The sequence below is a fragment of the Pseudomonas frederiksbergensis genome, from assembly GCF_000802155.2.
GTDB classification, from domain to species: Bacteria; Pseudomonadota; Gammaproteobacteria; order Pseudomonadales; family Pseudomonadaceae; genus Aquipseudomonas; species Aquipseudomonas frederiksbergensis_A.
The window spans coordinates 46,654-72,491 of record NZ_JQGJ02000014.1 but is presented as its reverse complement, the minus strand read 5'-3'; the positions used below and the strand labels follow the sequence as shown (position 1 = coordinate 72,491).

At 61.5% G+C, this 25,838-nt stretch carries 27 protein-coding genes and 1 riboswitch; of the genes, 15 read left to right on the top strand and 12 right to left on the bottom strand.

Annotated features, from left to right (window positions below; all coding sequences use genetic code 11):
• The first annotated feature begins 1 nt into the window (after position 1).
• Positions 2-475: a peroxiredoxin gene (locus JZ00_RS21985; RefSeq protein ID WP_039593319.1), complete on the top strand. Its 474-nt coding sequence runs from the start codon at positions 2-4 to the stop codon at positions 473-475.
• 75 nt (positions 476-550) lie between these two features.
• Here the strand turns inward: JZ00_RS21985 and JZ00_RS21980 are convergent, their stop codons facing one another.
• Both JZ00_RS21980 and JZ00_RS21975 read right to left on the bottom strand, forming a co-directional pair.
• Positions 551-1,621 (bottom strand): AI-2E family transporter, encoded by a 1,071-nt coding sequence (locus JZ00_RS21980; protein ID WP_039593318.1) that lies wholly within the window; start codon positions 1,619-1,621, stop codon positions 551-553.
• Positions 1,622-1,650: 29 nt separating this feature from the next.
• On the bottom strand, positions 1,651-1,890 hold the full coding sequence (locus tag JZ00_RS21975; protein ID WP_039593317.1) for a sulfurtransferase TusA family protein: 240 nt from the start codon (positions 1,888-1,890) through the stop codon (positions 1,651-1,653).
• A 98-nt stretch (positions 1,891-1,988) separates the two neighbouring features.
• On the opposite strand from JZ00_RS21975, the gene JZ00_RS21970 reads away from it, so the two are divergent.
• The gene (locus tag JZ00_RS21970; RefSeq protein WP_039593316.1) at positions 1,989-3,422 is read left to right on the top strand and encodes a M48 family metalloprotease; all 1,434 of its coding nucleotides are present in this window, start codon (positions 1,989-1,991) and stop codon (positions 3,420-3,422) included.
• A gap of 66 nt (positions 3,423-3,488) precedes the next feature.
• On the opposite strand, the gene JZ00_RS21965 is transcribed toward JZ00_RS21970, so the two are convergent.
• From JZ00_RS21965 to rpoE, 4 genes are all read right to left on the bottom strand, one after another.
• On the bottom strand, positions 3,489-4,916 hold the full coding sequence (locus JZ00_RS21965) for a DegQ family serine endoprotease (protein WP_039593315.1): 1,428 nt from the start codon (positions 4,914-4,916) through the stop codon (positions 3,489-3,491).
• Positions 4,917-5,146: 230 nt separating this feature from the next.
• A complete protein-coding gene (locus tag JZ00_RS21960; protein WP_039593314.1) occupies positions 5,147-6,094 on the bottom strand; it encodes a MucB/RseB C-terminal domain-containing protein in 948 nt (315 codons plus the stop codon).
• Positions 6,095-6,102: 8 nt separating this feature from the next.
• A complete protein-coding gene (locus tag JZ00_RS21955; protein ID WP_039593313.1) occupies positions 6,103-6,690 on the bottom strand; it encodes a sigma-E factor negative regulatory protein in 588 nt (195 codons plus the stop codon).
• Positions 6,691-6,720: 30 nt separating this feature from the next.
• Positions 6,721-7,302: an RNA polymerase sigma factor RpoE gene (rpoE, locus tag JZ00_RS21950; protein ID WP_003172477.1), complete on the bottom strand. Its 582-nt coding sequence runs from the start codon at positions 7,300-7,302 to the stop codon at positions 6,721-6,723.
• A gap of 558 nt (positions 7,303-7,860) precedes the next feature.
• On the opposite strand from rpoE, the gene nadB reads away from it, so the two are divergent.
• On the top strand, positions 7,861-9,477 hold the full coding sequence (gene nadB / locus JZ00_RS21945) for an L-aspartate oxidase (protein WP_039593312.1): 1,617 nt from the start codon (positions 7,861-7,863) through the stop codon (positions 9,475-9,477).
• On the opposite strand, the gene JZ00_RS30485 is transcribed toward nadB, so the two are convergent.
• Both JZ00_RS30485 and JZ00_RS21935 read right to left on the bottom strand, forming a co-directional pair.
• A complete protein-coding gene (locus JZ00_RS30485) occupies positions 9,446-9,898 on the bottom strand; it encodes a protein YgfX (protein ID WP_080942489.1) in 453 nt (150 codons plus the stop codon). The two genes, nadB and JZ00_RS30485, sit on opposite strands and share 32 nt — an antisense overlap.
• Positions 9,882-10,136, bottom strand: a complete 255-nt coding sequence (locus JZ00_RS21935) for an FAD assembly factor SdhE (protein ID WP_039593311.1) — start codon at positions 10,134-10,136, stop codon at positions 9,882-9,884. Before JZ00_RS21935 ends, JZ00_RS30485 begins: the two co-directional genes overlap by 17 nt.
• Before the next feature lie 149 nt (positions 10,137-10,285).
• Between JZ00_RS21935 and ygfZ the strand changes: the two genes are divergently transcribed.
• Both ygfZ and JZ00_RS21925 read left to right on the top strand, forming a co-directional pair.
• Positions 10,286-11,227, top strand: coding sequence for a CAF17-like 4Fe-4S cluster assembly/insertion protein YgfZ (gene ygfZ / locus JZ00_RS21930; protein WP_039593310.1), 942 nt, complete (start codon positions 10,286-10,288; stop codon positions 11,225-11,227).
• 35 nt (positions 11,228-11,262) lie between these two features.
• Positions 11,263-12,084: an HDOD domain-containing protein gene (locus JZ00_RS21925; RefSeq protein WP_039593309.1), complete on the top strand. Its 822-nt coding sequence runs from the start codon at positions 11,263-11,265 to the stop codon at positions 12,082-12,084.
• A gap of 56 nt (positions 12,085-12,140) precedes the next feature.
• Here JZ00_RS21925 and JZ00_RS21920 read toward each other — a convergent pair whose 3' ends face one another.
• Positions 12,141-13,526 carry a sensor histidine kinase gene (locus tag JZ00_RS21920; RefSeq protein WP_039593308.1) on the bottom strand — a complete coding sequence of 462 codons (1,386 nt, stop codon included), beginning with the start codon at positions 13,524-13,526 and terminating at the stop codon, positions 12,141-12,143.
• On the bottom strand, positions 13,519-14,190 hold the full coding sequence (locus JZ00_RS21915) for a response regulator (RefSeq protein ID WP_039593307.1): 672 nt from the start codon (positions 14,188-14,190) through the stop codon (positions 13,519-13,521). Before JZ00_RS21915 ends, JZ00_RS21920 begins: the two co-directional genes overlap by 8 nt.
• 421 nt (positions 14,191-14,611) lie before the next feature.
• Here JZ00_RS21915 and JZ00_RS21910 point away from each other — a divergent pair, with 421 nt between their 5' ends.
• From JZ00_RS21910 to JZ00_RS21895, 4 genes are read left to right on the top strand one after another with little or no spacing between them, the layout of a single operon-like run.
• Positions 14,612-15,604 carry a Bug family tripartite tricarboxylate transporter substrate binding protein gene (locus JZ00_RS21910; protein ID WP_039593306.1) on the top strand — a complete coding sequence of 331 codons (993 nt, stop codon included), beginning with the start codon at positions 14,612-14,614 and terminating at the stop codon, positions 15,602-15,604.
• A gap of 55 nt (positions 15,605-15,659) precedes the next feature.
• Positions 15,660-16,121, top strand: a complete 462-nt coding sequence (locus JZ00_RS21905; protein ID WP_039593305.1) for a tripartite tricarboxylate transporter TctB family protein — start codon at positions 15,660-15,662, stop codon at positions 16,119-16,121.
• 1 nt (position 16,122) lies between these two features.
• Positions 16,123-17,637: a tripartite tricarboxylate transporter permease gene (locus JZ00_RS21900; protein ID WP_039593304.1), complete on the top strand. Its 1,515-nt coding sequence runs from the start codon at positions 16,123-16,125 to the stop codon at positions 17,635-17,637.
• Positions 17,630-18,670 carry an AbrB family transcriptional regulator gene (locus JZ00_RS21895; RefSeq protein WP_039593303.1) on the top strand — a complete coding sequence of 347 codons (1,041 nt, stop codon included), beginning with the start codon at positions 17,630-17,632 and terminating at the stop codon, positions 18,668-18,670. Before JZ00_RS21900 ends, JZ00_RS21895 begins: the two co-directional genes overlap by 8 nt.
• Positions 18,671-18,758: 88 nt before the next feature.
• Here the strand turns inward: JZ00_RS21895 and ung are convergent, their stop codons facing one another.
• The gene (gene ung / locus JZ00_RS21890; RefSeq protein ID WP_039593302.1) at positions 18,759-19,451 is read right to left on the bottom strand and encodes a uracil-DNA glycosylase; all 693 of its coding nucleotides are present in this window, start codon (positions 19,449-19,451) and stop codon (positions 18,759-18,761) included.
• Positions 19,452-19,581: 130 nt separating this feature from the next.
• On the opposite strand from ung, the gene JZ00_RS21885 reads away from it, so the two are divergent.
• Positions 19,582-20,694, top strand: a complete 1,113-nt coding sequence (locus JZ00_RS21885) for an enoyl-CoA hydratase/isomerase family protein (RefSeq protein WP_039593367.1) — start codon at positions 19,582-19,584, stop codon at positions 20,692-20,694.
• Positions 20,695-20,751: 57 nt separating this feature from the next.
• On the opposite strand, the gene JZ00_RS30480 is transcribed toward JZ00_RS21885, so the two are convergent.
• A complete protein-coding gene (locus JZ00_RS30480; RefSeq protein WP_080942488.1) occupies positions 20,752-21,147 on the bottom strand; it encodes a hypothetical protein in 396 nt (131 codons plus the stop codon).
• A 304-nt stretch (positions 21,148-21,451) separates the two neighbouring features.
• Positions 21,452-21,553, top strand: a riboswitch (guanidine-I (ykkC/yxkD leader).
• 60 nt (positions 21,554-21,613) lie between these two features.
• On the opposite strand from JZ00_RS30480, the gene JZ00_RS21875 reads away from it, so the two are divergent.
• The 5 genes from JZ00_RS21875 to JZ00_RS21855 are packed head-to-tail and all read left to right on the top strand — an operon-like array spanning position 21,614 to position 25,689.
• The gene (locus tag JZ00_RS21875; protein WP_039593301.1) at positions 21,614-22,681 is read left to right on the top strand and encodes a putative urea ABC transporter substrate-binding protein; all 1,068 of its coding nucleotides are present in this window, start codon (positions 21,614-21,616) and stop codon (positions 22,679-22,681) included.
• Between the two features lie 15 nt (positions 22,682-22,696).
• The gene (locus tag JZ00_RS21870; protein WP_039593300.1) at positions 22,697-23,512 is read left to right on the top strand and encodes an ABC transporter permease; all 816 of its coding nucleotides are present in this window, start codon (positions 22,697-22,699) and stop codon (positions 23,510-23,512) included.
• Positions 23,509-24,297, top strand: coding sequence for an ABC transporter ATP-binding protein (locus JZ00_RS21865; RefSeq protein ID WP_039593299.1), 789 nt, complete (start codon positions 23,509-23,511; stop codon positions 24,295-24,297). The genes JZ00_RS21870 and JZ00_RS21865 overlap by 4 nt, the downstream gene beginning before the upstream one ends.
• 13 nt (positions 24,298-24,310) lie before the next feature.
• The gene (locus JZ00_RS21860) at positions 24,311-25,036 is read left to right on the top strand and encodes an urea amidolyase associated protein UAAP1 (RefSeq protein ID WP_039593298.1); all 726 of its coding nucleotides are present in this window, start codon (positions 24,311-24,313) and stop codon (positions 25,034-25,036) included.
• Positions 25,037-25,047: 11 nt separating this feature from the next.
• Positions 25,048-25,689, top strand: a complete 642-nt coding sequence (locus JZ00_RS21855; protein WP_039593297.1) for an urea amidolyase associated protein UAAP2 — start codon at positions 25,048-25,050, stop codon at positions 25,687-25,689.
• Positions 25,690-25,838: the final 149 nt, after the last annotated feature.

The following is a 25,838-nucleotide window of genomic DNA, read 5'->3' as shown; positions in this document are numbered from 1 at the left end:
CATGGCCGTTGCCATCGACCAGCCGGTCACCGATTTCCAGGCGCCCGCCACCAGCGGGCAGACCGTGAGCCTCGCCGCCCTCAAGGGCAAGCAGGTGGTCATCTACTTCTACCCCAAGGACAGCACCCCTGGCTGCACCACCGAAGGCCAGGGTTTTCGTGATCAGTACGCGCAGTTCCAGGCCGCCAACACCGAAGTGTTCGGTGTCTCCCGGGACAGCCTCAAGTCCCACGAGAACTTCAAGTGCAAGCAGGAATTCCCCTTCGAGCTGATCAGCGACAAGGACGAAGCGGTTTGCCAGTTGTTCGATGTGATCAAGCTGAAGAAGCTTTATGGCAAGGAATACCTGGGCGTTGATCGCAGCACCTTCCTGATCGACAAGGATGGCGTGCTGCGCCAGGAATGGCGCGGCGTGAAGGTGCCGGGGCATGTGGATGCTGTGTTGACGGCGGCTCAGGCATTGAACAAGGGCTGAAATTCCCGCTGTCGGTACTGGCCCCTTCGCGAGCTTGCTCGCAAAGGGGCCATCAGCATCACCCCATTGCTCAAGCTACAACAACGGCGCCACCACCGGTTCCTTGCTCGGCCACGCATCCAGCACCGCCTTGAACAGCGTCGCCAGGGGAATCGCGAAAAACACGCCCCAGAAGCCCCACAACCCACCGAACAGCAACACCGCACAGATGATGGCCACCGGATGCAGGTTCACCGCCTCGGAGAACAACAGCGGCACCAACACGTTGCCGTCCAGGGTCTGGATGATTCCGTAGACCGCCATCAGGTAGATGAACTGATCGCTCCAGCCCCACTGGAACAGCGCAATCAGCGCCACCGGCACGGTCACCACCACGGTGCCGACGTAAGGAACCACTACTGAAATGCCCACCAACAGCGCCAACAGGGCGGCATAGTTGAGTCCCAGGGCGACAAAGCCGATGTACGTCACGCCGCCACAGATAAATATCTCGATGACTTTCCCGCGGATGTAATTGGCGATCTGCCGATTCATCTCCTGGGCCACCCGCGTCAGCAACGCCCGTTCGCGGGGCAGGTAACCGCGGACCCAGCGCCCGATCATTTCCCGGTCCTTGAGAAAGAAAAACACCAGGATCGGTACCAGCACCAGGTAAATCATGATGTTCACCAGCAACGGCAAGCTGGACAGCGAAAACGTCAGCGCCCACTGGCCGAACTTGCCGATCTCGCCGCGTACCACTTCGATCGTCTGCAATACCTGCTCATCCGAGACCAGGTGCGGATAACGTTCCGGCAGCAGCAACAACAGCGATTGCCATTTGACGAGCATGCCCGGCAATTCGTTGAACAACGTCACCAACTGGTGCCAGAGCAAGGGCACGATCACCACCAGAAACACCAAAAGCAGCCCCATGAACAACGCAAACACCAGCCCTACCGCGACGGAACCGGGCAGTCGCAAGCGCTCCAGCGTGGTGACCAGACCTTGCATCAGGTACGCCAACACCATCCCTGCCAATACCGGTGCAAGCATGCCGCCCAGCGTCAGTACCGCGGTGAATGCCAGGAACAGCAGCACCGCCAGCACCACGGCTTCTTCATCGGAGAAGTAGCGCTGAATCCAGTCCCGTAACACTTTGAACATTAAAAATCCTTAAGGGGTGTCGCCTGTTTTCAGGCTTTCTTCAACCAGTAACGGTAGACGCCGTTTTCGTCCTCTTCGCGCAGCAGCGTATGACCGGCCAATCGGGCGAAGGTGCGGAAATCGCGCTGCGAGCCAGCATCCGTGGCGGTTACCTTGAGCACCGCACCGCTGGCCAGGCGATTGAGTTCCAGCTTGGCCTTGAGCAACGGCAACGGGCAATTCAGGCCGCTGGCGTCCAGCTCGGCATCATGGGCTACAGCATCGATCATTGTTTCACTCCGCAACGGGTCGTCGAGCCGCCTAGAATATCTGGTCCCGGACACGCTGTCCGGCTACAGTAAGGTCTTTGTCGACTAAGGCTTCGTGCATGACATTTCTGCGCCCCACCCTGCTGACGCTCGCTTGCCTGCTCGCCTCACCGGGCTTCGCCGACGACCTGCCGTCACTTGGCGATGCCAGTTCTGCCATCGTCTCGCCAGAGCAGGAGCACCAATTGGGCCGCGCCTGGCTGGCTCTGCTGCGCAGCCAGGTTTCACAGCTCAACGACCCGCAGCTCAAGGACTACGTCGAAACCAGCGTCTACAAGCTGGTGGAAACCAGCCAGGTCAATGACCGGCGCCTGGAATTCATCCTGATCAACAGCCCGCAGCTCAACGCCTTCGCCGCTCCTGGCGGAATCGTCGGGGTCAATGGCGGCCTGTTCCTCAACGCACAGACCGAAGGCGAATACGCGTCGGTCATGGCCCACGAACTGGCGCATTTGTCCCAGCGCCACTTTGCCCGTGGCGTCGAAGCACAACAGCGCATGCAGGTGCCGATGATGGCCGCTCTGCTGGCGGGTATCGTGGTCGCCGCCGCTGGCGGTGGCGACGCCGGGATTGCCGCCATCGCCGGGACCCAGGCCGCCGCCATCCAGGAACAGCGACGCTTCTCGCGCCAGAACGAACAGGAAGCGGACCGCATCGGCATCCAGAACCTGGAAAAAGCCGGGTATGACCCACGGTCCATGCCAACTATGTTCGAACGCCTGATGCGCCAATACCGCTTTGATGCCAGGCCTCCCGAGTTCCTGCTGACTCACCCGGTCACCGAGTCGCGTATCGCCGACACCCGTAACCGCGCCGAACAGGCCAAGCCGGGGGGGATCGAGGACAGCATGCGCTATCAGCTGATTCGCGCCCGAGTCCAATTGACGTATGAAGAAACCCCGGGGCTTGCCGCCAAGCGCTTTCGCGCGCTGCTGGACGAAAATCCAAAGAACGATGTGGCCCGCTATGGCCTGGCGATCGCACAGATCAAGGGCGGCCAGTTGAATGAAGCGCGGGAGAACCTCAAGCCCTTGCTGGCTAAATCGCCCAACGAAATCATCTACAACCTGGCCCAGGTCGATCTGGACATCACCAGCAACAAGCTGCCGGACGCTCAATCGCGTGTCGACCGGCTGCTGACCCAGTACCCGGGCAATTACCCGCTCAACCAAGTTCGTGTCGACCTGCTACTCAAGCAGAATCGTCCCGCTGATGCGGAAAAAGCGCTGGAAACCCTGCTCAAAAGCCGTCCGGACGATCCGGACGTCTGGTACATGGTCGCCGAGACACGCGGCCTGTCGGGCAACATCATCGGCTTGCACCAGGCCCGCGCCGAGTACTTCGCGTTGGTGGGAGACTATCGCCAGGCGATCCAACAACTGGATTTCGCCAAACGTCGCGCAGGAAGCAATTTCCCATTGTCGTCGCGGATCGACGCACGGCAGCGAGAGCTCATGGAGCAGGAGCGAATGGTCAAGGACATGATGGGCTGAACCTAGCAGCCCGGCATAAAAAAACCGCCTCGATATCGAAGCGGTTTTTTTCAGCCGGTAACTGGCTTATTCGGCCAGCTTGAACGTGATGAAGCTCGCACGTCCTTGACGCAGGACGCGCATCGATACCGAGCGATTCTTCGGCAGCGCCTTGGCGATATCGGTGAATTCCTTGGCGGATCCGATGGCCTGGTTATTCAGGTGCGTAATGATGTCGCCTGGTTGCAGGCCGATCAGTGCAGCAGGACCTTCCTGCACTTCCTTGATCGCCACACCACCTTGCAACTCCAGGGTGCGCTTCTGCTCGTCGGTCAGTTCGACCACCGCGACGCCCAGGCGATTGCTGCTGCGCTCGACGCCGGACTTGGGCAGCGAATCCAGCTCCTTGCCCTCTTCCGGAATAGCGCCGACCGTGAGTTCAACGTTCTTGCGCTTGCCCTCGCGAATGACTTCGAGGTTGGCCTTGGCCCCGGCCTTGAGGGCACCTACCAGGTGCGGCAAATCAGCAGACATGACGATCGGCTGGCCATTGAGGCTGAGGATCACATCGCCGACCTGCAAGCCGCCCTTGGCTGCCGGACCACCGTCCTGGATTTGCGCCACCAGGGCACCGGCGGGTTTTTCCAGCCCGAACGATTCGGCCAGGTCCTTGTTCACTTCCTGGATGACCACGCCCAGCCAGCCACGGCTGACTTTGCCTTCGCTTTTCAGCTGGTTGGACACGTCCATGGCAACGTCGATCGGAATCGCGAAGGAAACGCCCATGAAGCCACCCGAACGGGTATAGATCTGCGAGTTGATCCCCACCACTTCACCGTCGAGGTTGAACAGCGGGCCGCCGGAGTTGCCTGGGTTGATCGGCACGTCGGTCTGGATGAACGGCACGTAGTTTTCGTTGGGCAGGCTGCGGCCGATGGCACTGACGATGCCCTGGGTCACGGTGTGGTCGAAGCCGAACGGCGAACCGATCGCGACGACCCATTGGCCGGCCTTCAGATTCTGGGATTTGCCAAGCTTGAGCACGGGCAAGTCCTTGCCTTCGATCTTGAGCAACGCCACGTCGGACCGAGGGTCGGTGCCGATCAGCTTGGCCTTGAGCTCACTGCGATCGGCCAGGCGTACCAGGATCTCATCGGCATCGGCGATCACGTGGTTGTTGGTCAGGATGTAGCCATCCGGTGAAATGATGAAACCCGAGCCCAGGGACTGCGCTTCCCGCTGGCGGCCACCACCCGGCGACCGTGGTTGCGGCATCCCGCGCTCGAAGAATTCGCGCAACATGGGGGGCAGGCCTTCCAGGTCGGGCATCTGCGGGTCCATTACCCGACGTTCCGGCAGCTTCTGCGTCGTACTGATGTTCACTACGGCGGGCGAAGCCTGCTCGACCAATTGCGTAAAATCGGGCAATTCGACCGCCACGGCAGGAACGGCCTGGCCGAGCACAAGCACGGTGGCAAAAATGGAGAGATAGGTTTTCAAGCGTAGTATCGACATACGGCTCCCGTTACGACGAGCATGGTTAAGCGATATGGAGCAGAAACACGGGAGAACGATACTCCGGTATTTTTGTTCCGCAAACAGACAAGGCCAGAGCCGAGCGGCTCTGACCTAATAGAAAAAAAATCGTTTTTTTGCAAATGAAAATGCTGACAGGAAGTTTCCGCATACCGATCAAGCCTTGGCGTTAACGGCCTCCTGCGCAATCGAATCACCTGGGCACTGGGCTATTTGGCTGCCGTGACGTCGGAGCGCATGGAAAGCGCGATCCGCTCGGCCGTCCCGATAGGAATCTCACCGACCACCGTGACCATCATTTCGCCTTGCGGCGTGGTCAGACGGCGGGATACGGCGGCGGTCGGCCCCAACTGCGTACGGGTATCGGTGGCAGTGGCGCCATTCAACGGCTCCAGGAATACCGAGAACCGAGCCAGGCCGTCGTCGTACATGAGGCTGTTGACCGGCACCTTGGTGTCCGGGTCATTTCGCGTAACACTGCTGGTCAATTCAAAGCCCGGCGGAAGCCAGTCCGAACGCCATGCGGTCTTGACTGCCGTCGCCTTGTCAGGCTCCTTGGCAACAGCCGTGCATTCGGCACTGGCCTGCAGGTCAGCCTCCGAAGGTGCGGCGGTATTCAGGCGGGTATATTGAAAGCGTTCGAGCAACTGTCCCTTGTCATTCAACAGCAAGGACTTGAGCGGCAACCCGGTTTCCTTGTCCAGATGCAGTTCGAACCCATAACGATGCTGGTCCTTCGGAGTCAGCGCCACGATGACCGCCTGACGCCCAGCCACGCGCGACTTGCCGATTACGGCAAGGTCATACCAATTCTTGAGTTTTTGCGGATCGAGCGTACGTGCAGTGCCATCTGGTGTATTTCCCAGCCCGGCGATCAAGGTGCCACTGACGCATTGAGTATGTCCATCAATGCGCATGACCTCCTGTGCCGAACCGTCGAGCTGGAGCAACCGCTCGCGGACCTTACCATCCTGAACACGATGCCAGATGTTATGGGTAGAAAAACTACCGTTACGCTCGTAAACGAAAGTGCCCTGGAAGCTTTGCTGTTGCTCGGCTTGGCTCAGACGATTAAGCCAGTCTTGAGCCTCGCCAGCATGGGCTGGAATCACGCACCAGCCACCAAGCAGAAGCGAGAAGAGAGGTATGGCGCGCATGGTCCTCCTTAACGGTTTTCCAAGCTGGCCGCACGAGCGTAAGGCAGCGCGCTTTCAGTGCCTTTCAACGCAGCCTGCTGGGCATGCTGGCGCAGGTAGTTCGGCAGGCGCTGATCGTGCCAGCCTGGCTGTCCTTGCAAGACACCGTTGTTCATCGGGCCAGCGGCCTCCGAACCTTCGCTGTAGCCGGCCAGTACCGCAGGCCCCTTGACCTGTGGCGTTGCCAGGCTTGGCTGGTTGGATTGCTGCGCCATCTGCACGCCAGCGATCTCGTCCTGGTTGTACAACCGGACACCGGCCAATACCGCGACGGTGACCGAAGCAGCTACAGCCAAGCGACCCAGGCTACGCCATGGACCACGGGAGGCTTTCGCCGGTACGGCTTCATCAGCCAATGCAGCAGAAACGGCCGCAGCGATGTCCAGGCGCGGAAGCAGCAGGTCCTTGTGCATGACAGCCCGGGCGATCTGGTAACGGGCCCAGGTCTCACGGGTTTCAACATCGTCGAAGGCATTCAATACCCGACGCAATTCCAATTCGTCCGCTTCGTTATCCATCACTGCGGACAGCGATTCCTGCAGGGCTTCACGACTCATGGCGTTCCTCTCTTGGCTGTCGCCGCTGTCTCAGTTTTCCTGCAACAACGGTTGCAGGGCTTTATCGATGGCCTCCCGAGCGCGGAAGATCCGGGAGCGCACGGTACCCACCGGACATTGCATGACGCTCGCAATGTCCTCGTAACTCAGACCGTCGAATTCGCGTAAAGTTAAAGCCGTACGCAAATCTTCGGGCAGTTGCTGGATGGTTCGATGGACGGTGCCTTCGATCTCATCCCGCAGCAACGCTCGCTCCGGTGATTCGAGGTCCTTGAGGCCATGATCGCCATCGTAGAACTCCGCATCTTCAGAACTCACATCGCTATCCGGCGGCCGGCGGCCGCGTGAAACCAGATAGTTTTTCGCCGTGTTAATGGCGATGCGGTAAAGCCACGTGTAAAACGCGCTATCCCCGCGAAAATTTCCAAGTGCGCGGTAGGCCTTGATGAAGGCTTCCTGGGCAACATCCTGGGCTTCATGGGTGTCGTGCACAAAACGCACGATCAACCCGAGAATTTTGTGCTGGTATTTCAGCACTAGCAGATCGAAAGCTCGCTTGTCGCCGCGCTGAACGCGTTCGACCAGCTGCTGATCCTCTTCCTGGGTTAGCATGAACACTCCTCGATAAGCTCGAAGGAGGCTTGCACTACTAATCGACCGGGCTTGCAAACATAGACTCGGGCTTTTCGCAAAAGTTCTCCCCCTTCCAAGCAAGTTTCCGGCGCGCTCTGATCCGGCACGCACGAAAAACGCAGCACGAGATTCCCCGGCTGCGCGAATAATCTGTCGCCGGGCCTGCCGGGCGAGGATTCGAATCGAAGTCCTGCACCAACCCGACGCTGTTCCCTTTTGCAGACAACCGTCTATTGAACGTAGCCGCTTGGCAAAAGTTCCCGCTATTTTCTGCCCTTCGAAACGAAGATTTGGCAACCGTGACGAGATAAACAACGTTCCGTCCTCGAAAACGTCGCGTTGTCGCCATTTCAGGAAAACCCTGTTCCGACGAAGCGTGTCGCTTTTCCGTCACGCTGGTTTCACATCGCCATGATTGCCCGGCTATTGTGCCGATCCCCCCCTCTATATACTAGTGGGCTGCAAGGCTGCCTGACCCGTTGAAGCGGATGTCCGGCGCCAACCCCTCACGGGTCGCTTTGAGCGGAAATCATTCGAATGAGCCAACAGTTCCAACATGATGTACTGGTAATCGGCAGCGGTGCCGCCGGATTGAGCCTGGCCTTGACCCTGCCCGCGCATCTGCGCATCGCCGTACTGAGCAAGGGCGACCTCGCCAACGGCTCGACGTTCTGGGCCCAGGGCGGCGTCGCGGCCGTGCTGGATGACGCCGACACGATCCAATCCCACGTCGACGACACGCTCAACGCCGGAGGCGGGCTGTGCAATCAGGACGCGGTGCGTTTCACCGTCGAGCACAGCAGGGAGGCGATCCAATGGCTGATCGACCAGGGCGTGCCGTTTACCCGCGATGAGCAGTCCGGCACTGAAGACGGCGGCTTCGAGTTTCACCTGACCCGCGAGGGCGGTCACAGCCACCGCCGGATCATCCATGCCGCCGACGCGACGGGCGCGGCAATTTTCAAGACCCTGCTGGCCCAGGCCCGGCAGCGACCGAACATCGAGTTGCTGGAGCAGCGAGTCGCGATCGACCTGATCACCGAGAAACGCTTGGGCCTGGACGGTGATCGCTGCCTGGGCGCCTACGTGCTCAACCGCGGCACCGGTGAAGTTGACACCTACGGCGCGCGCTTCGTCATCCTGGCTTCCGGTGGCGCGGCAAAAGTCTATCTCTACACCAGCAACCCCGATGGCGCCTGCGGTGACGGCATCGCCATGGCTTGGCGCTCCGGTTGCCGGGTGGCGAACCTGGAATTCAATCAGTTCCACCCCACCTGCCTCTACCACCCGCAGGCCAAGAGCTTCCTGGTGACCGAGGCCCTGCGCGGCGAAGGCGCGCACCTGAAGCTGCCCAACGGGGAACGCTTCATGCAACGCTTCGATCCCCGCGCCGAGCTGGCCCCACGGGACATCGTTGCCCGGGCCATCGACCATGAGATGAAGCGCCTGGGCATCGACTGCGTCTACCTGGACATCAGCCACAAGCCCGAAGCGTTCATCAAGAGCCATTTCCCGACGGTCTACGAACGCTGCCTGGAATTTTCCATCGACATCACCAAGCAGCCTATTCCGGTGGTTCCGGCGGCGCATTACACCTGTGGCGGCGTCATGGTCGACCAATTCGGCCGCACCGATGTCCCAGGCCTGTATGCGATCGGCGAAACCAGCTTTACCGGGCTGCACGGCGCCAATCGCATGGCCAGCAACTCGCTGCTGGAATGTTTCGTCTACGCCCGCTCGGCAGCGGCCGACATTCTTGAGCAATTGCCGCAGATCGCCATCCCGGCCGCCCTGCCCTCGTGGGACGCCAGCCAGGTCACCGACTCTGACGAAGACGTGATCATTGCCCACAACTGGGACGAACTTCGGCGCTTCATGTGGGATTACGTTGGGATCGTGCGCACCAACAAACGCCTGCAACGGGCCCAGCATCGGGTTCGCCTGCTGCTCGACGAGATCGATGAGTTCTACAGTAACTACAAAGTCAGCCGGGACTTGATCGAACTCCGCAACCTGGCTCAGGTGGCCGAATTGATGATTCGCTCGGCCATGGAACGCAAGGAAAGCCGAGGACTGCATTACACCCTCGATTACCCGGACCTGTTGCCGGAGGCGCTGGACACTATCCTGGTGCCGCCCACCTACGCCGGCTGAACCTGAGTCGTACCCGCAGGCGCCGATGGACATCCGGCGCCAGCGCATCGCGGGGCACACACAGCGAGCGAACCCGCCGCTCACCCTGGAGGCGAAAGCGCAGCACGACGATCATCGGCAATGCGAGGCTGTCGGGCCGCAACTGCACCGCCTGCCAGCCGCCCCCGGTGCTCCAGAGCTGCCAGCCATCGGCATCGCGACGCAAGCCACGAAACGCTCGCCGATGGGTCAATAACAGATGTCGCGGCAGTACCCAGGCGCCATGGCCCAGGCACAGCAGGATACCTACGACTGCATACCCGAGGGGGATAGCCAATAGCAACAACGAAACAAGGGCGAGCACCAGCGCCAAAAGGTACGCCGCCAGCAATCGTCTGGAGGCGCGCCAGCGGCATTCGAAGCGATTACTTGGGCTGGACACGATCCAGGATCATCCGGACCATGCGTTGCAACTCCGGATCCTCGGACTCACTGCGTTCCATGAACCAGCCGAACATGTCCTGGTCTTCGCACTCGAGCAGGCGGACGTAGCATGCACGGTCAACCTCATCGAGGTGGGGATAGACCTCTTTCACGAACGGCACCAGCAACACGTCAAGCTCAAGCATGCCGCGGCGGCTGTGCCAGTAGAGGCGATTCAGTTCAACATCTTCGACCATGGAGCGCTCCTCAAATAGAGCGCAAGTATACAGGCCCGGCCGTGGCGGAACAGACGGCTTTGGTCGGTCATCGCCGAACCTTTGTAAACTACCCATTTCAAGGGCGTCCCCTTATGATGTCTACCAGACTTTTTACCCTGCGATGACCCATGGCTGATTCCGCTTTTTTCTGCACCCTGTCCCACGAAGGCGTTCTCGCGGTCCGCGGCGTGGATGCCGGCAAATTCCTGCAAGGCCAATTGACCTGCAACCTCAACTACCTGAGCGACACCCGGGCCAGCCTCGGCGCCCGTTGCACGCAAAAAGGCCGGATGCAATCGAGCTTCCGGATCGTGCTCGAAGGCGACGGCGTCCTCATGGCGATGGCCAGCGAGTTACTCGAACCCCAACTGGCGGACCTGAAGAAGTACGCAGTGTTCTCCAAATCCAAACTCACCGATGAAAGCCCGGCATGGGTTCGCTTCGGATTGGAAAACGCTGACACCGCACTCAGCGAACTGGGCCTGGAGTTGCCGGCCGACACCGACAGCGTGGCCCGCCAGGAATCCTTGATCGCCATTCGCGTCTCCCCCGGCCGCGCCGAGCTCTGGGCCCGCGCCGAACAGGCCGAGACGCTACGCACTCGCCTGGGCGCCGAGCTGGCCGAAGGCGACTTGAACCGCTGGCTGCTGGGCCAGGTCCGTGCGGGCATCGGCCAGGTCATGCCGGCCACGCGCGAATTGTTCATTCCGCAAATGCTCAACCTGCAAGCCGTCGGCGGCGTGAGTTTCAAGAAAGGCTGCTACACCGGCCAGGAAATCGTCGCTCGCATGCAGTACCTCGGCAAGCTCAAGCGTCGCCTCTATCGCCTGCAACTGGACGCCAGCGAATTGCCGGAGCCCGGCACCCCGCTGTTTTCCCCCACTCACGGCAGCTCCATCGGTGAGGTCGTCATTGCCGCCCATGCCGAGCGAAACATTGAACTGCTGGCGGTATTGCAGGCCGAAGCGGCAGGGGATGGCAATTTGCACCTCGGTGCTTTGGAAGGCCCCGCGCTACAATTGCTGGACTTGCCTTACGAACTGGATCGCGACCGCGAAATCCAGCGTTGATCGCAACATTTTGTCGCAACACCTAGAGAACCGAAATGAGCGATTTGGCGGATAAGGTCCAGCGGGATTTGGTGGCGGCCATCGATAATGACGATCTGGTCCTGCCCACATTACCGGAAGTGGCCATGCAGATTCGCCGGGCCGCCGAAGATCCGGAGATCAGCGTCAGCAATCTGAGCAAAGTGATCGGCCGTGACACGGCACTCTCGGCTCGCCTGATAAAAGTGGTCAACAGCCCGCTGCTGCGCGCCACGCAGGAAGTGACGGACTTGCACACGGCCATCACCCGGCTGGGCGTCAACTACAGCAGCAACCTGGCGATTGGCCTGGTCATGGAGCAGATATTCCATGCCCGCTCCGATGTCGTCGAACAAAAGATGCGGGAAGTGTGGCGCAAGAGCCTGGAAATCGCCGGGGTCAGTTATGCGCTGTGCCGCAGCTACACGCACCTCAAGCCTGACCAGGCCGCGCTGGGCGGCTTGGTGCATCAGATCGGCGTGCTGCCGATCCTGACGTATGCCGAAGACAACAACGAACTACTGTCGGACCCGGTCAGCCTGAACCATGTCATCGAGACGATCCATCCCGTGTTGGGGGATAAGCTGCTCAGCGTCTGGGAGTTTCCGGAGCGCTTGGTGAAATTGCCGGGGTTGTATCTGGATTTCACCCGGGATTCGAAACAACTCGATTATGTCGACCTGGTGCAGGTTGCCGCGCTGTACTGCTACAAGGACTGCGACCATCCGCTGAGCAGGATCGACGCGTTTGGAGTCCCCGCGATCAAGAAGCTGGGCATCGACCTGGACAACCAGGACCGCTGCGCGGACCTGGAAGAAGCGCGGTCAATGTTTTACTGACAGAGCCTGTTGCGGCCAGGGAGCAAGCTCCCCCGCCACAGGGTTACGCGTTGTTGTCAACCAGGGATAAAACTCACCCGCACCTTCAATCCGCTCTCCTGCCCATCATGCAGGCTGATCTGTGCCAGGTGCGCGCGGCAGATTTCCCCGACGATCGCCAACCCCAAGCCCGAACCGGCCACTTGCTGGTTGCGTCGATAGAAGCGCTCGAACACCCGCTCCCGCTCGGTTTCAGGAATGCCGGGGCCGTCATCCTCGACCTCCAGCACCGCCGGCGCGGCGACCCGCAGGATCACGTTACCACCCGATGGCGTATGGGCCAGCGCGTTGTCCACCAGATTGCTCAACAGCTCGTTCAGCAAAGTCGGTTCGCCCCGCAGCCAGACGGGCTCATCGGCCTCCAGCGCCAATGCGACACCCCGGGCATGAGCCAATGGCGCCATGGCCATGCCCAGTTCACGGGCGAGCTGGCTCAGGTCAAGCAATTGCGCGCCACCCTCGGCAATCGCCCGCGCGCCATTTTCCACTCGGGCCAGCGACAGCAGCTGGTTCGCAAGGTGAGTCAAGCGGTCGGTGCCCTGGGCCGCGGTCTCCAGGGTTTCGCGCCACGTGGCCGGTTCGCTGGCGCGCAAGCCCAACTCCAGGCGCGCCTTGAGGGCGGCCAAGGGCGTTCGCAGCTCATGAGCGGCATCGGCAATGAATTGCGCCTGGCGTTCAAATTGGCCGCGCAGGCGCTCAGTGAAATGGTTGAGCGCTCGCACCAGCGGCCATAACTCGTGCTGGACTTCCACCAGCGGCAGCGGCCGCAAGTCATCCGGTTGGCGCTCTTCCACTGCGGTGCGCAAGCGCTCCAGCGGACGCAGCGCGGCACTCACTGCGAACCACACCAACAACAGCGCCCCCACGGCCAGCATGCCCAACCGCAGCAACGTATCGGCCATCAAGCTGCGCGCCATGCTGACCCGCGCTTCTTCGGTTTCCGCCACGCGAATTTCCGCCATGCCGTTCATCTCAGGCTCGCTCACGGCCTTGAGCAGGCTCACGACCCGCACATTCTGGCCCTGGTAGGTGGCGTTGTAGAAACGTGCCAGCGCTGGGTAATCGTCCGTGCGCGGCGTACCCGGCGGCGGACCGGGAAGGTTTTCGTAGCCGGAAATCAACTTCTGGTGGATATCGTTGACCTGGTAGTAGATACGCCCTGCGCTGTCATAGGCGAAGGTGTCCAGGGCCACGTAAGGCACGTCCGCGCTGAGCGTGCCGTCTCGCTGGGAAAGGCCGGCGGCGATGGTCCGGGCCGAAGCCAACAGCGTCCGGTCGTAGGCGGTATCGGCCGCTTCGCGACCATTCCAATAGGCGCTGAGGCCGCTGGCGAGCATCAGCACCACCAGCAACGACGCAAGATTGCGCAGCAGCCGCCAGCGCAGGCTGTCGGGCTTATGCATCGCGGGTTTCCAATAGATAGCCCAAGCCCCGGAACGTCACGATCGCCACCGCATGGCCATCGAGCTTCTTGCGCAGTCGATGAACGTAGATTTCGATGGCGTCAGGGCTGGCTTCTTCGTCCAGGCCAAATACCTGGGATGCCAGTTGTTCCTTGCTCATCACCCGCCCAGGGCGGGCAATCAGCGCTTCCAGGACCGCCTGCTCGCGGGAGGTCAAGGTCATCAGTTCCTCATCCAGGGTAAAACGCCGGGTGTCCAGGTCGTAGACCAACCCACCGCAGCGCTGCTGGCGCTCGCCACCGAGCACGCTGCGGCGCAACAACGCCTTGACCCGGGCTTCCAGCTCGGTCAGTTCAAATGGCTTGGCCAGATAATCATCGGCGCCGAGATTGAGGCCATGGACGCGGTCCTTGACGTCGCTGCGAGCGGTCAACATCAGCACCGGCAAGGTCTTGCCCCGCGCCCGCAAGCGCGCCAGCACCTCGAAACCGTCCATGCGTGGCAATCCGACATCGAGAATCGCCACCGCATATTCCTCGCTACCCAGGGCCAGGTCGGCGGCTACCCCGTCGTGCAGCACGTCCACTGTCAAACCCGTGCTCTTGAGCGCCTGGGCGACACTTTCGGCCAGCTGCAGATGGTCTTCGACGAGCAGAACACGCATGGGTTTTTCCTCGATTCAGGGATGGCCGGCGCCATTCTTTGGCGCGGAGTTTACAGCCGCATCCGCCACTGTGAAGCCAAAAATCATCCTGAAAGCTTTTGAAAGGTTAGCGAAAGGTTGGGCCGCTAGAGTCGCTCCACGGACAGTTTCGACTGCCGGTCGCGAGACACCTCGCGAAACGAAAAACGCCTCGAAGCGTTTTCGCCGAATAAAAACAATAAGCGGAGTATTCATCATGCTGTCCCTACAGCTCATGGCTTCAATGCCCACCCGCCTTTCCTGCCCCAACCAGACTACCCTTGCCTGTGCCACTGCGCAGACCGCACTGCCGCGTCTTTGAAACGCGTTTGCAAGTCTGCACCGTACATGCGCTGCGAAGCCTGATTTGAAACACAAAACAACAACTCCTGTGGAGACAACAATGAACCTAGCACTGCGTAAAGTAGCCCTTGCCGTTGGATGCCTGATGCTCGCCGGGCAAACGCTCGCCGCCGATCCATCCAAAGAGCCAAAGCGCCCCGAATGCATCGCCCCCGCCGCTCCAGGTGGTGGTTTCGACCTGACCTGCAAACTGGCGCAAAGCGCACTGGTCAATGAAAAGCTGCTGACCAAGCCGATGCGCGTCACCTACATGCCCGGCGGTGTCGGCGCGGTGGCCTACAACGCAGTGGTCGCACAACGCCCGGCCGACGCAGGCACGTTGGTGGCCTGGTCCAGCGGTTCGTTGCTGAACCTGGCGCAAGGCAAGTTTGGCCGTTTTGATGAAACCAACGTGCGCTGGCTCGCTGCCGTCGGCACCAGCTATGGCGCCATCGCCGTGAAAAGCGATTCGCCCTACAAAAATCTTGACGATCTGGTACAGGCCCTGAAGAAAGATCCTGGCTCGGTGGTGATCGGCTCCGGCGGCACCGTCGGCAGCCAGGACTGGATGCAGACCGCATTGATTGCCAAGGCCGCCGGTATCGACCCGCGCAAACTGCGCTACGTGGCCCTTGAAGGCGGCGGTGAAATCGCCACGGCCCTGCTCGGCGGCCATATCCAGGTGGGCAGTACGGACATCTCCGACTCCATGCCACATATCCAGAGCGGCGACATGCGTCTGCTGGCGGTGTTCTCCGATAAGCGCCTGGACGAGCCGGAAATGAAAGACATCCCGACCGCGGTGGAACAAGGCTACGACATCCGTTGGCCGGTGGTACGTGGCTTCTACCTGGGCCCGAAGGTCACCGATGCAGAATACGAATGGTGGAAAAATGCCTTCGACAAGCTGCTGGCCTCCGACGAGTTCGCCAAGCTGCGCGATCAGCGCGAACTGTTCCCCTTTGCCTTGACCGGCCCCGAACTGGATACCTACGTGAAGAAACAAGTGGCCGACTACAAGATGCTGGCCAAAGAGTTCGGCCTGATCCAGTAATCGCCTCTGTTCTCGCGGCGGCGCTGGTACAACCGGCGCCGCCCAGGAGTTAGTCATGTTCGTCATCCAACGTATTGTTGCCGCAGTGCTGTTGCTGGCCTGTATCGGCCTGGCGCTGATGGCTTGGCCTTATCAGGCAGCCTTTTCCTATGAACCCGTCGGCCCGCGTGCCTTTCCCCTGCTGATACTCGGGCTGATGGGGCTGGCGCTGCTGTACATGCTGTTTCGCCCCACGCCGGTCGTACACAGCGAAGACGACCCGCAACTGGACCGCGAAACCTTGCAGAAAATCGGCATCTGCGTGTTGCTCCTGTTGGTCTTCGCCGGGACCTTCGAACCCCTGGGCTTCATCCTCGCCAGCATTGTCACCGGTGTGCCGATGGCGCGCCTGTATGGCGGCCGCTGGGTACCGAGCGTGGTGATCATCAGCCTGATGGCCATTGGTCTTTATCTATTGTTCGACAAGCTGATGGACGTGCCGCTGCCCCTGGGCCTGCTCGACGTCCTGGAGAATTGATATGGATACCCTGAATTATCTCGGCCAGGGTTTTGGCGTTGCACTGACCCCGTACAACCTGGTCACCGCGTTGAGCGGCACGTTGATCGGCACCGTCGTTGGCCTGCTGCCGGGCCTGGGCCCGATCAACGGCGTGGCGCTGCTGATCCCGATTGCCTTCGCCCTGGGCCTGCCGCCGGAGTCGGCGTTGATCCTGTTGGCGGCCGTTTACCTGGGCTGTGAATACGGCGGGCGTATCAGCTCGATCCTGCTCAACATCCCAGGCGAAGCGTCCACTGTAATGACCACGCTGGACGGTTATCCAATGGCTCGCCAAGGCTTGGCCGGGGTCGCCTTGTCGCTGTCGGCGTGGAGTTCGTTCCTCGGCGCGCTCATCGCCACCTGCGGGATGGTGCTGTTTGCTCCCTTGCTGGCCAAATGGGCCATTGCCTTCGGACCGGCGGAATATTTCGTACTGATGGTGTTCGCCATCGTCTGCCTGGGCGGCATGGCTGGCGATCGCCCGCTGAAGACGTTTATCGCGGCGTTGATCGGCCTGTTCCTGTCGTGCGTCGGCATCGACGCCAACAGCGGCGTCTACCGCTTCACCGGTGACAACATCCATTTGACCGATGGCATCCAGTTCGTCGTGCTGGTGCTGGGCCTGTTCTCCATCAGCGAGATCCTGTTGCTGCTGGAAAAAACCCACCGCGGCCAGGAAGCGGTGAAAGCCACCGGACGGATGATGTTCAACGTCAAGGAAGCGGCCTCGGTGTTCTGGGTGAACATGCGCTGCGGCGTGCTCGGCTTCATCATGGGCGTGTTGCCAGGTGCCGGGGCGACCTTGGCCAGTGCCGTGGCCTACATGACTGAAAAACGCATGGCCGGCGCCAGCGGTACGTTCGGCCAGGGCGACAAGCGCGGCCTCGCGGCCCCGGAAACCGCCATCGGCGGCGCAGCCTGCGGCGCACTCGTACCGATGCTGACCCTCGGCGTTCCCGGTTCGGGCACCACCGCGGTGATGATCGGCGCGTTGTCGCTGTACAACATCACACCCGGCCCGCTGCTGTTCCAGCAGCAACCGGACATCGTCTGGGGCCTGATCGCCTCGTTGTTCGTCGCCAACGTCATGCTGGTGATTCTCAACATCCCGATGATCCGCGTCTTCACCCGCATCCTGGCTGTGCCGAACTGGGCACTGGTGCCCGTGATCGCGATCATCACTGGCATCGGTGTCTATGCGGTGCACGCCACCACGTTCGACCTGTTCCTGATGATCGGCATCGGTATCTTCGGCTACATCCTGCGCAAGTTGGAATTCCCGCTGTCGCCCGTGCTGCTGGGTTTCATCCTCGGCGGCCTGATGGAGCAGAACCTGCGGCGTGCGTTGTCGATCTCCAACGGTGCGCTGGAAATCCTCTGGTCCAGCCCGATCACCGCCGGTTGCTGGGTCCTGACGGCGATCATGTTGTTCCTGCCGCTGCTGCGCATCTGGCGTCGTCGTAGCGCCCAGCGTCGTGCCCTGGCCAATGTCTGAGGCAACAACCTTCAGACAATGGTGGGGAACACCGCTGGTCGGTCTGGCCGGCGGTTATCTGGCCAGCCTGATCGGCTGGCCCTTGCCCTGGATGGTCGGCTCGCTGTTGGCGATCATCCTGGTGCGCTGCCTGACCCCATGGCAATTGATGGAAATCCCCGGCGGCCGCAAATGCGGCCAATGGGTGGTGGGCATCGGCATCGGTTTGCACTTCACGCCGGTGGTGATGGAACAAGTCCTGAGCCACTTCGGCCTGATCTTCTTCGGCGCGCTGATCACCAGCGTGTCCAGCGTGGTGAGCGTGTGGCTGATGCGCCGCACCGGCGAAGAGCGCGCCACCGCTTTCTTTTCCAGCATGCCGGGCGGTTCCGGCGAAATGGTCAACCTCGGCGCCCGCAACGGTGCGGACCTCAGCCGTGTTGCGGCGGGCCAGAGCCTTCGGGTGCTGGTGGTGGTGCTGTGCGTGCCGGCCGCTTTCAAATATCTGCTGGGCGAAGGCACCCCCGTGCAACATGCCACCACGGTGGACTGGTTGTGGCTGGCGATCCTGTTCCCGGCCGGCGCCCTGCTCGCCTGGACCTGGGAACGCCTGCGCCAGCCCAACCCATGGTTGTTCGGTCCGCTGCTGGTCAGCGCGGCGGTGAGCATCGGTTGGGATTTGCACATCGGCCTGCCCGATGGTGGCAGCCAGATCGGCCAATGGCTGATCGGCAGCGGCCTGGGCTGTCATTTCAACCGGCAGTTCTTCCGCCGGGCACCGTCGTTCATGGGACGCACGTTGGTTGGCACCGTATTGACGATGCTGATCGCCACGCTTGCGGCCCTTGGCCTGAGCACCTTGACCCACCTGGACCTGCGTTCGCTGACCCTGGGCATGATGCCCGGAGGGATCGCGGAGATGAGCCTGACGGCAGAAACCCTGCAATTGTCGGTGCCCTTGGTGACGGCGTTGCAGGTGATGCGGCTGTTGTTCGTGCTGTTCCTGGCAGAGCCGCTGTTCCGGTATTGGATGCGCAGGCCTGGGTCGGCCTGATAGACCGAGTTGCCCTCTTCGCGAGCTGGCTCCCACAAAAAAGTGCGACACGCACTGACAGTGTGGGAGCGGCGGGCCCGCTAGCGCATCAAACCGGCGGCAACCGCCATTCGATCGGTCTCTCGCCATGCTGATCGAGAAACTTGTTGGTCCGGCTGAAATGCCCGCAGCCGATGAAGCCCCGGTGGGCCGATAGCGGTGACGGATGGACCGAGGTCAACACCAGGTGTTTGGTCGCATCGATCAGCTTCTGCTTGCTCTGGGCATGTGCGCCCCACAGCAGGAACACCAAGTGCGGCTGGTGTTCACTGACCACCTCGATGACCCTGTCGGTAAAATGCTGCCAACCTTTCTTCGCATGGGCGTTGGCATTGGCGCGCTCTACGGTCAGGGTGGTATTGAGCAGCAACACGCCCTGGTCGGCCCAGCTTTGCAGATAGCCGTGGTTGGGGATATCGATATTCAGGTCGCGCTTCAACTCCTTGTAGATGTTCACCAGCGAAGGTGGTGTCGGCACGCCCGGCTGCACCGAGAAGCACAGTCCATGGGCCTGGCCCGGGCCGTGATAGGGGTCCTGGCCGAGGATCACGACTTTGACCTTGTCCAGCGGAGTGGAATTGAGGGCGTTGAAAATCAGCGGGGCCGGCGGATAGATCTCCTTGCCAGCGGCGTATTCACTGCGCAGGAACTCACGCAACTCTGCCATGTAGGGCTGGTCGAACTCGGCACGCAGTGCCTGCTTCCAGCTGGGTTCGAGTTTGATACGGTCGTCAGCGGTCATGGTTGTACCCGGTAAAAACAATGGGCGCACCCTAGGAAAGCCCACAAGGCTTGTCAATTGATCTGACGCGGATCCGGCACTTTCCCCCACAGCAGTCATACTGATGGTTCAATTTCTGATCGAGGTCACGATGAATCTGCACTTCGAAGAACTCACCGGCATCAATGGCGCGCGCCTGGGCGTCGCCACCCTGGACGCCGAAAAATCCCTGAATGCCTTGTCCCTGCCAATGATCAACGCCCTGCGCGATCGTCTTGACGCTTGGGCCAAAGAACCGCAAATAGTCTGCGTGCTGCTACGTGGCAACGGCGCCAAAGCGTTTTGTGCCGGCGGCGAGGTCCGCAGCCTGGTGGAAGCCTGCCGCGCCCACCCTGGCGAGGTGCCGCCGCTGGCCGCACAATTTTTCGCCGCCGAATATCGCTTGGACTTCAACCTCCATACTTACCCCAAGCCCCTGCTGTGCTGGGGCCACGGCTACGTGCTCGGGGGCGGCATGGGGTTGCTGCAAGGCGCGAGCACGCGAATCGTCACGCCGAGCAGTCGCCTGGCGATGCCGGAAATCAGTATCGGCTTGTATCCGGATGTCGGCGCCAGTTGGTTCCTGTCGCGCCTGCCAGGCAAGCTTGGCCTGTTTCTCGGCCTGACCGGTGCCCACATGAACGCGCGCGACGCCATCGACCTGGGCCTGGCCGATCGGTTTCTACTCGATGAGCAGCAGGACGACCTGATCGAGGGCTTGTTGCAACTCAACTGGCAGGAACAGACCGAGATGCAACTCAACAGTCTGCTCAAGGCCTTGCAGCAAGAAGCGCTGGCCCAGTTGCCCGAAGCCCAGTGGTTGCCCCGTCGGCAGAAAATCGACGAATGGCTGGACGTCAGCGACGTCCGTTGCGCTTGGAAGGCCCTCGGTTTGTTGGTGGACCATCCGGACCCGCTGATCGCCCGGGCAGCCAGGACCATGACCGAGGGCTCGCCGTTGACGGCGCACCTGGTCTGGGAGCAGATCAGCCGGGCGCGGCATTTGTCGCTGGCCGGCGTGTTCCGCATGGAATACACCCTGAGCCTGAACTGCTGCCGCCATCCGGAATTCAGCGAAGGGGTGCGGGCGCGATTGATCGACAAGGATCACAAACCGCGCTGGCACTGGCCGGACATCAACCATGTACCGGAAGCAGCAGTCGAGGCGCACTTTCACAAGGCCTGGGAGGGGCGGCATCCGTTGGCGGATTTATCCAACGAGTAAACCCCTTGGGCAATAAAAAAGCGGCGCTTGATGCGCCGCTTTTTTATTGCATGTCCATTATCGATGGTTGCCCCGTCCATCATGACCACGTCCTCGATGATCATGTCCCCGATCACGCCCGCCCCGGCCACGCCGGTCGTCATTCCAGCCACTCCGATCGCGACCGTCCCAACCGCCCCGGTGTGGGTAAGGCCGGTACGCCGCCCTTGGAGGTGAGTAATAGCGCGGGCCGTGCTGGTAATAACGCGGGGCCGAGTAATAACGGGGCGCCGGTTGGTAGTAGCGCGGCGCGTAATAACCCCGTGGTGCCGAATAATACCCGCCGCTGTAATAGGCCGGCCCGGGTGAGGTGTAGACCTCTGAACGGTAGTAGCTCGAGCCTCCGTCGTAGTAAGGCACGCATGCCGAAAGAGTCAGGCCAAGAAACGCAATGAGGAGCAGTCGTCGATACATGGCGGCCTCCTGGACCGCGAATGGGCCACAACAGCGACGCTGATGGGCGGCAGTCATCTATTGGGTGACTGACGATTAATCTGACAGTGAATTCGGAATCTGGTGCGACGCGGCAACAACTCGAAACATGTCACTCGTCGCCCTCTTCCGGTGCGCCACAGCACCACAAACAGGCATACATCCGCCGTCGATCCTCCCTCTACAACAGCCGCCCTCTCTGGCACGGGCCTTCGCCCGAATTGGCACGGCTCTCGCTTTACAAACTCCGTGCAGGAGTCATCACAGGTTCGCGGCACCACAATTTGCAATGGCTGACTAGGGTTCCGGCTCGCCTCTGGCGAGTGGCTGGTCCGAGAGTTGGCGACCTCCAGTTGAGGTTACACGGCGGGACAAAAGCCCGGGAGACAAGCCACCGTTCGCGGTGCCGCGTTGCTCCTGTCCGCCCTTGATCAACTGGAGAACCACCATGTTCAAGCTTCGTCTGTCCGCCCTGCTCCTTGCCGCCCTCTCGGCTCTCATGAGCTTCTCGTCCGCCGCCGCGCAAAAAGACCACTTCAGTGTCTGCTGGACCATCTACGCCGGCTGGATGCCCTGGGAATACGCCGGCAGCCAAGGCATCGTCGATAAATGGGCGAAAAAATACGGCATCAAGATCGATGTCGTGCAGCTCAACGACTACGTCGAATCCATCAACCAGTACACCGCCGGTCAGTTCGACGGCTGCACCATGACCAACATGGATGCCCTGACCATTCCCGCCGCCGGTGGCGTGGACAGCACCGCGCTGATCGTCAGCGACTTCTCCAACGGAAACGACGGCATCGTCCTCAAGGGCGACGGCAAGACAGTCGCCGATCTCAAGGGCATGGACGTCAATCTGGTGGAGTTGTCGGTGTCTCATTACCTGCTGGCGCGCGCCCTGGATTCGGTTGGCCTCGCCGAGAAAGACCTGAAAGTCGTCAACACCTCCGACGCCGATATCTCGGCCGCCTTCAACACCGACCAGGTCAAGGCCGTTACCACCTGGAACCCGATGCTCTCGGACATCAAGGCCCAGCCGGGCGTGAGCGAGGTGTTCAACTCCGGCCAGATCCCCGGCGAGATCATGGACATGATGGTGGTCAACACCCAGACCCTGAAGGACAACCCGGCCCTGGGCAAGGCCTTGACCGGCGCCTGGTTCGAAGTGGTGGCGCTGATGAACGCCAAGAACACCGCCGCCAACGCTGCGCTGGAACACATGGCCAAAGCGTCGGGCACTGATCTCAAGGGTTTCCAGGCGCAACTGGACACCACCAAGCTGTTCGCTACGCCCCAAGAAGCGCTGGCCTTCGTCACCAGCGAACAACTGCCCGCCACCATGGGCAAGGTCGCCGAGTTTTCGTTCAAGCACGGCTTGTTGGGCGAAGGCGCCAAGGACGCAGATGCAGTTGGCATGGCGTTCAACCGCGACGTGACCCTCGGCGACAAGGCCAACCTCAAGCTGCGCTTTGACCCGACCTACGTACAGCTGGCCGCCGACGCCAAGCTGTAGACCGGAGGACCTGGCATGCGCCTGATCAACCGCTACCCGGATCGTCCCAGCCGTCTGTTGCTGGTGATCCTGCCCTTCGCGCTGGTGTTGTTCGCCTACTTCATGGGCTCGGCCGAACGGTTGACGGACAACCCCAACGACAAGCTACTGCCCAGCGCCGTACAAATGGCCGATGCGGTCAAACGCCTGGCCTTCACCGCCGATGCTCGCAGTGGCGACTACCTGCTCTGGCAGGACACCGCGTCGAGCCTGCGCCGGTTGGCGATCGGCCTGGGCATCAGCGCCCTGGCCGGTCTGTGCCTGGGCATCGCCGCCGGTACGCTCCCGCTGTTTGGCACGCCGCTGTCGCCGTTGCTCACCGTGGTGTCGATGGTGCCGCCACTGGCGATCCTGCCGATCCTGTTCATCGTCTTCGGCCTGGGAGAGTTGTCCAAGGTGATGCTCATCGTGATCGGCATCACGCCATGCCTGGCGCGGGATCTGGAACAACGCGCCCGGGAAATTCCCCGTGAGCTGCTGATCAAGGCCCAGACCCTCGGCGCATCGACCTGGACCCTGATCCTGCGCGTGGTACTGCCGCAACTGCTGCCACGCTTGCTGATTTCCCTACGGCTGATGCTGGGTTCGGCCTGGCTGTTTCTGATCGCCGCCGAAGCCATCGCCTCCACCGATGGGCTGGGCTATCGGATTTTCCTCGTGCGCCGTTACCTGGCGATGGACGTGATCCTGCCGTACGTGGTGTGGATCACCCTGCTCGCCTGGCTGATGGATTGGGGCCTCAGGTACCTGACCCGCCGAGCGTTCCCTTGGTACGAGGGGGCTAAAGCATGAGCTTCATTACTGTGAACAATGTCTGGCAACAGTATGCCGACCAAGTCGTGCTGGAACGCTTGAACCTGAGCGTCGCCGAGGGTGAGTTCTGCACCTTGGTGGGCGCGTCGGGTTGCGGCAAGTCGACCTTCCTGCGCTTGCTGCTGGGCCAGGAACGCGCCAGTCGCGGACAGATCCTGCTGGACGGCGAACCCTTGGCGGGCGAGCCGGACGCCAGCCGGGGCGTGGTGTTCCAGCGTTATTCGGTGTTCCCGCACCTGACGGTACTGGACAACGTGGCCCTGGGCCTGGAGTTGCCGCGCTCGCCGTTGCTGGGGCGTTTGTTCGGCAGTGCCAAGCGCCAGGCTCGCCAAGAGGCTGCGCTACTGTTGGACAAGGTCGGCCTCGGCCACGCGCTGGACAAATACCCGGCGCAGCTCTCCGGCGGCATGCAACAGCGACTGGCGATCGCCCAGGCCCTGATCATGAAGCCCCGAGTCCTACTGCTGGACGAGCCCTTCGGCGCCCTCGACCCGGGCATCCGCAAAGACATGCATGCCTTGCTGCTGGCGCTGTGGCGCGAGACCCAACTGACGGTGTTCATGGTCACCCACGACCTGTCCGAGGGCTTCAGCCTCGGCACGCGCCTGCTGGTGTTCGACAAGGTCCGCGTCGATCCACACGCCCCCGGCGCCTATGGCGCACGCATCACCTACGACATTCCATTGAACAGCGACCGCCGCACCGCCCGTGCCGCCGTCCACGCCCTGCCCGCCGAACTGGCCGGCACGTTGCGTATCGCTTGAAAGGAGATTTTCCATGACCGATTCGATCCAGTTGTTTCCCCCCTTCGCCGAAGAACTGCTGCCCGGTGGCGGCCACCGCTCATTCGTGCTCAAGCGCGGCCAACTGCTGCGCCTGACCGATCTGCGCGGCGGCGCCAACGTGAGCCTGACGCTGCTCAACGCCAACGAAAAAACCGAACGCCTGAACCTGCCGGACAGCCTCAAGTGCCAACACACCGCCAAGCTCACCGCCGGCCATTGCCTGTACTCGGACATGGGCCGGGTACTCGCTGCAATCACCGCTGACACCTGTGGTTGGAGCGACAGTTTTGGCGGTGTGCTCTGCGCCGAGGAAGTCGCTGAAAAGTATGGTCAGGGCCGCTATCAGGAACTGCGCAACGGTTTCTTCCGCAACGGCACCGACAACCTGCTGGTGGAACTGGGCAAATGGGGGCTGGGCCTGTCCGACCTACTCATGACCCTCAACTTGTTCAGCCGTGTCGACGTCGACGAAGCCGGCCACTTTAACTTTGTCGAAGGCAATTCCGAGGCCGGCGACTACATCGAGCTGTACGCGCCGATGGATACCTTGGTGGTGCTGACCGCGCTGCAGCACCCGATGGACCCGAATCCGCAATACGCCCCGCAACCGCTCAAGCTCAGTTGGATGAACGCCAACCCCAGCGTCGCCGAACATTGCCGCCAATCGCGCCCGGAAAACCAGCGCGGCTTCATCAACACCGACCGCCTGTTCGCCTGAGGATCGCCGCCATGTCACTTTCCATCGCCACCGCACACAAGCAACTCGAGACCGCCGCCTACCGCGCCACGATTCCCGCCGGCGAACCTTGGCTGACCGAGGTCAAGGCCGGCCAGACCTTGCGCATCCTTGACCTGGAAGGCAACCAGGCGGTCGATACGCTGTTCTACAGCCTGGCCAATCCCAGGGAACGCTACGACGTGCAGCGCACCTTGCGTCGGCAGAACAGCGTTTACCTGGGCACCGGCAGCGTGCTGTATTCCAACCTCGGCCGACCGATGCTGACCATCGTCGAAGACACCTGCGGGCGCCACGACACCCTCGGCGGCGCCTGCGCCCAGGAAAGCAACACCGTGCGCTACGCCCTGGAGAAGCGCCACATGCACAGCTGCCGCGACAACTATCTGCGGGCCTGCGCCCACGACGGTCGGCTGGGCAAGGGCGACATCGGGCCGAACATCAACTTCTTCATGAACGTGCCGGTCACCGCCGATGGCGGCCTGACCTTTGAGGACGGGATCTCGGCGCCGGGGAAATACGTCGACCTGCGGGCCGAGATGGACGTGATCGTCCTGATCTCCAACTGCCCGCAACTGAACAACCCGTGCAATGCCTACAACCCCACGCCAGCGGAGCTTTTGATATGGGACTGAAACTCACGCGCCTGCGCCGCTGGCTGTTCGTGTTGTGCCAGAGCCGCTCGGGGCAGTGCCTCAAATAAATGCATGAACGCCACCGGCACAGGCTCTGCCACAGAGGTTGTGTGGTGCTTGGAGGTTTGCCGCCGGGGACGACCCCGTTG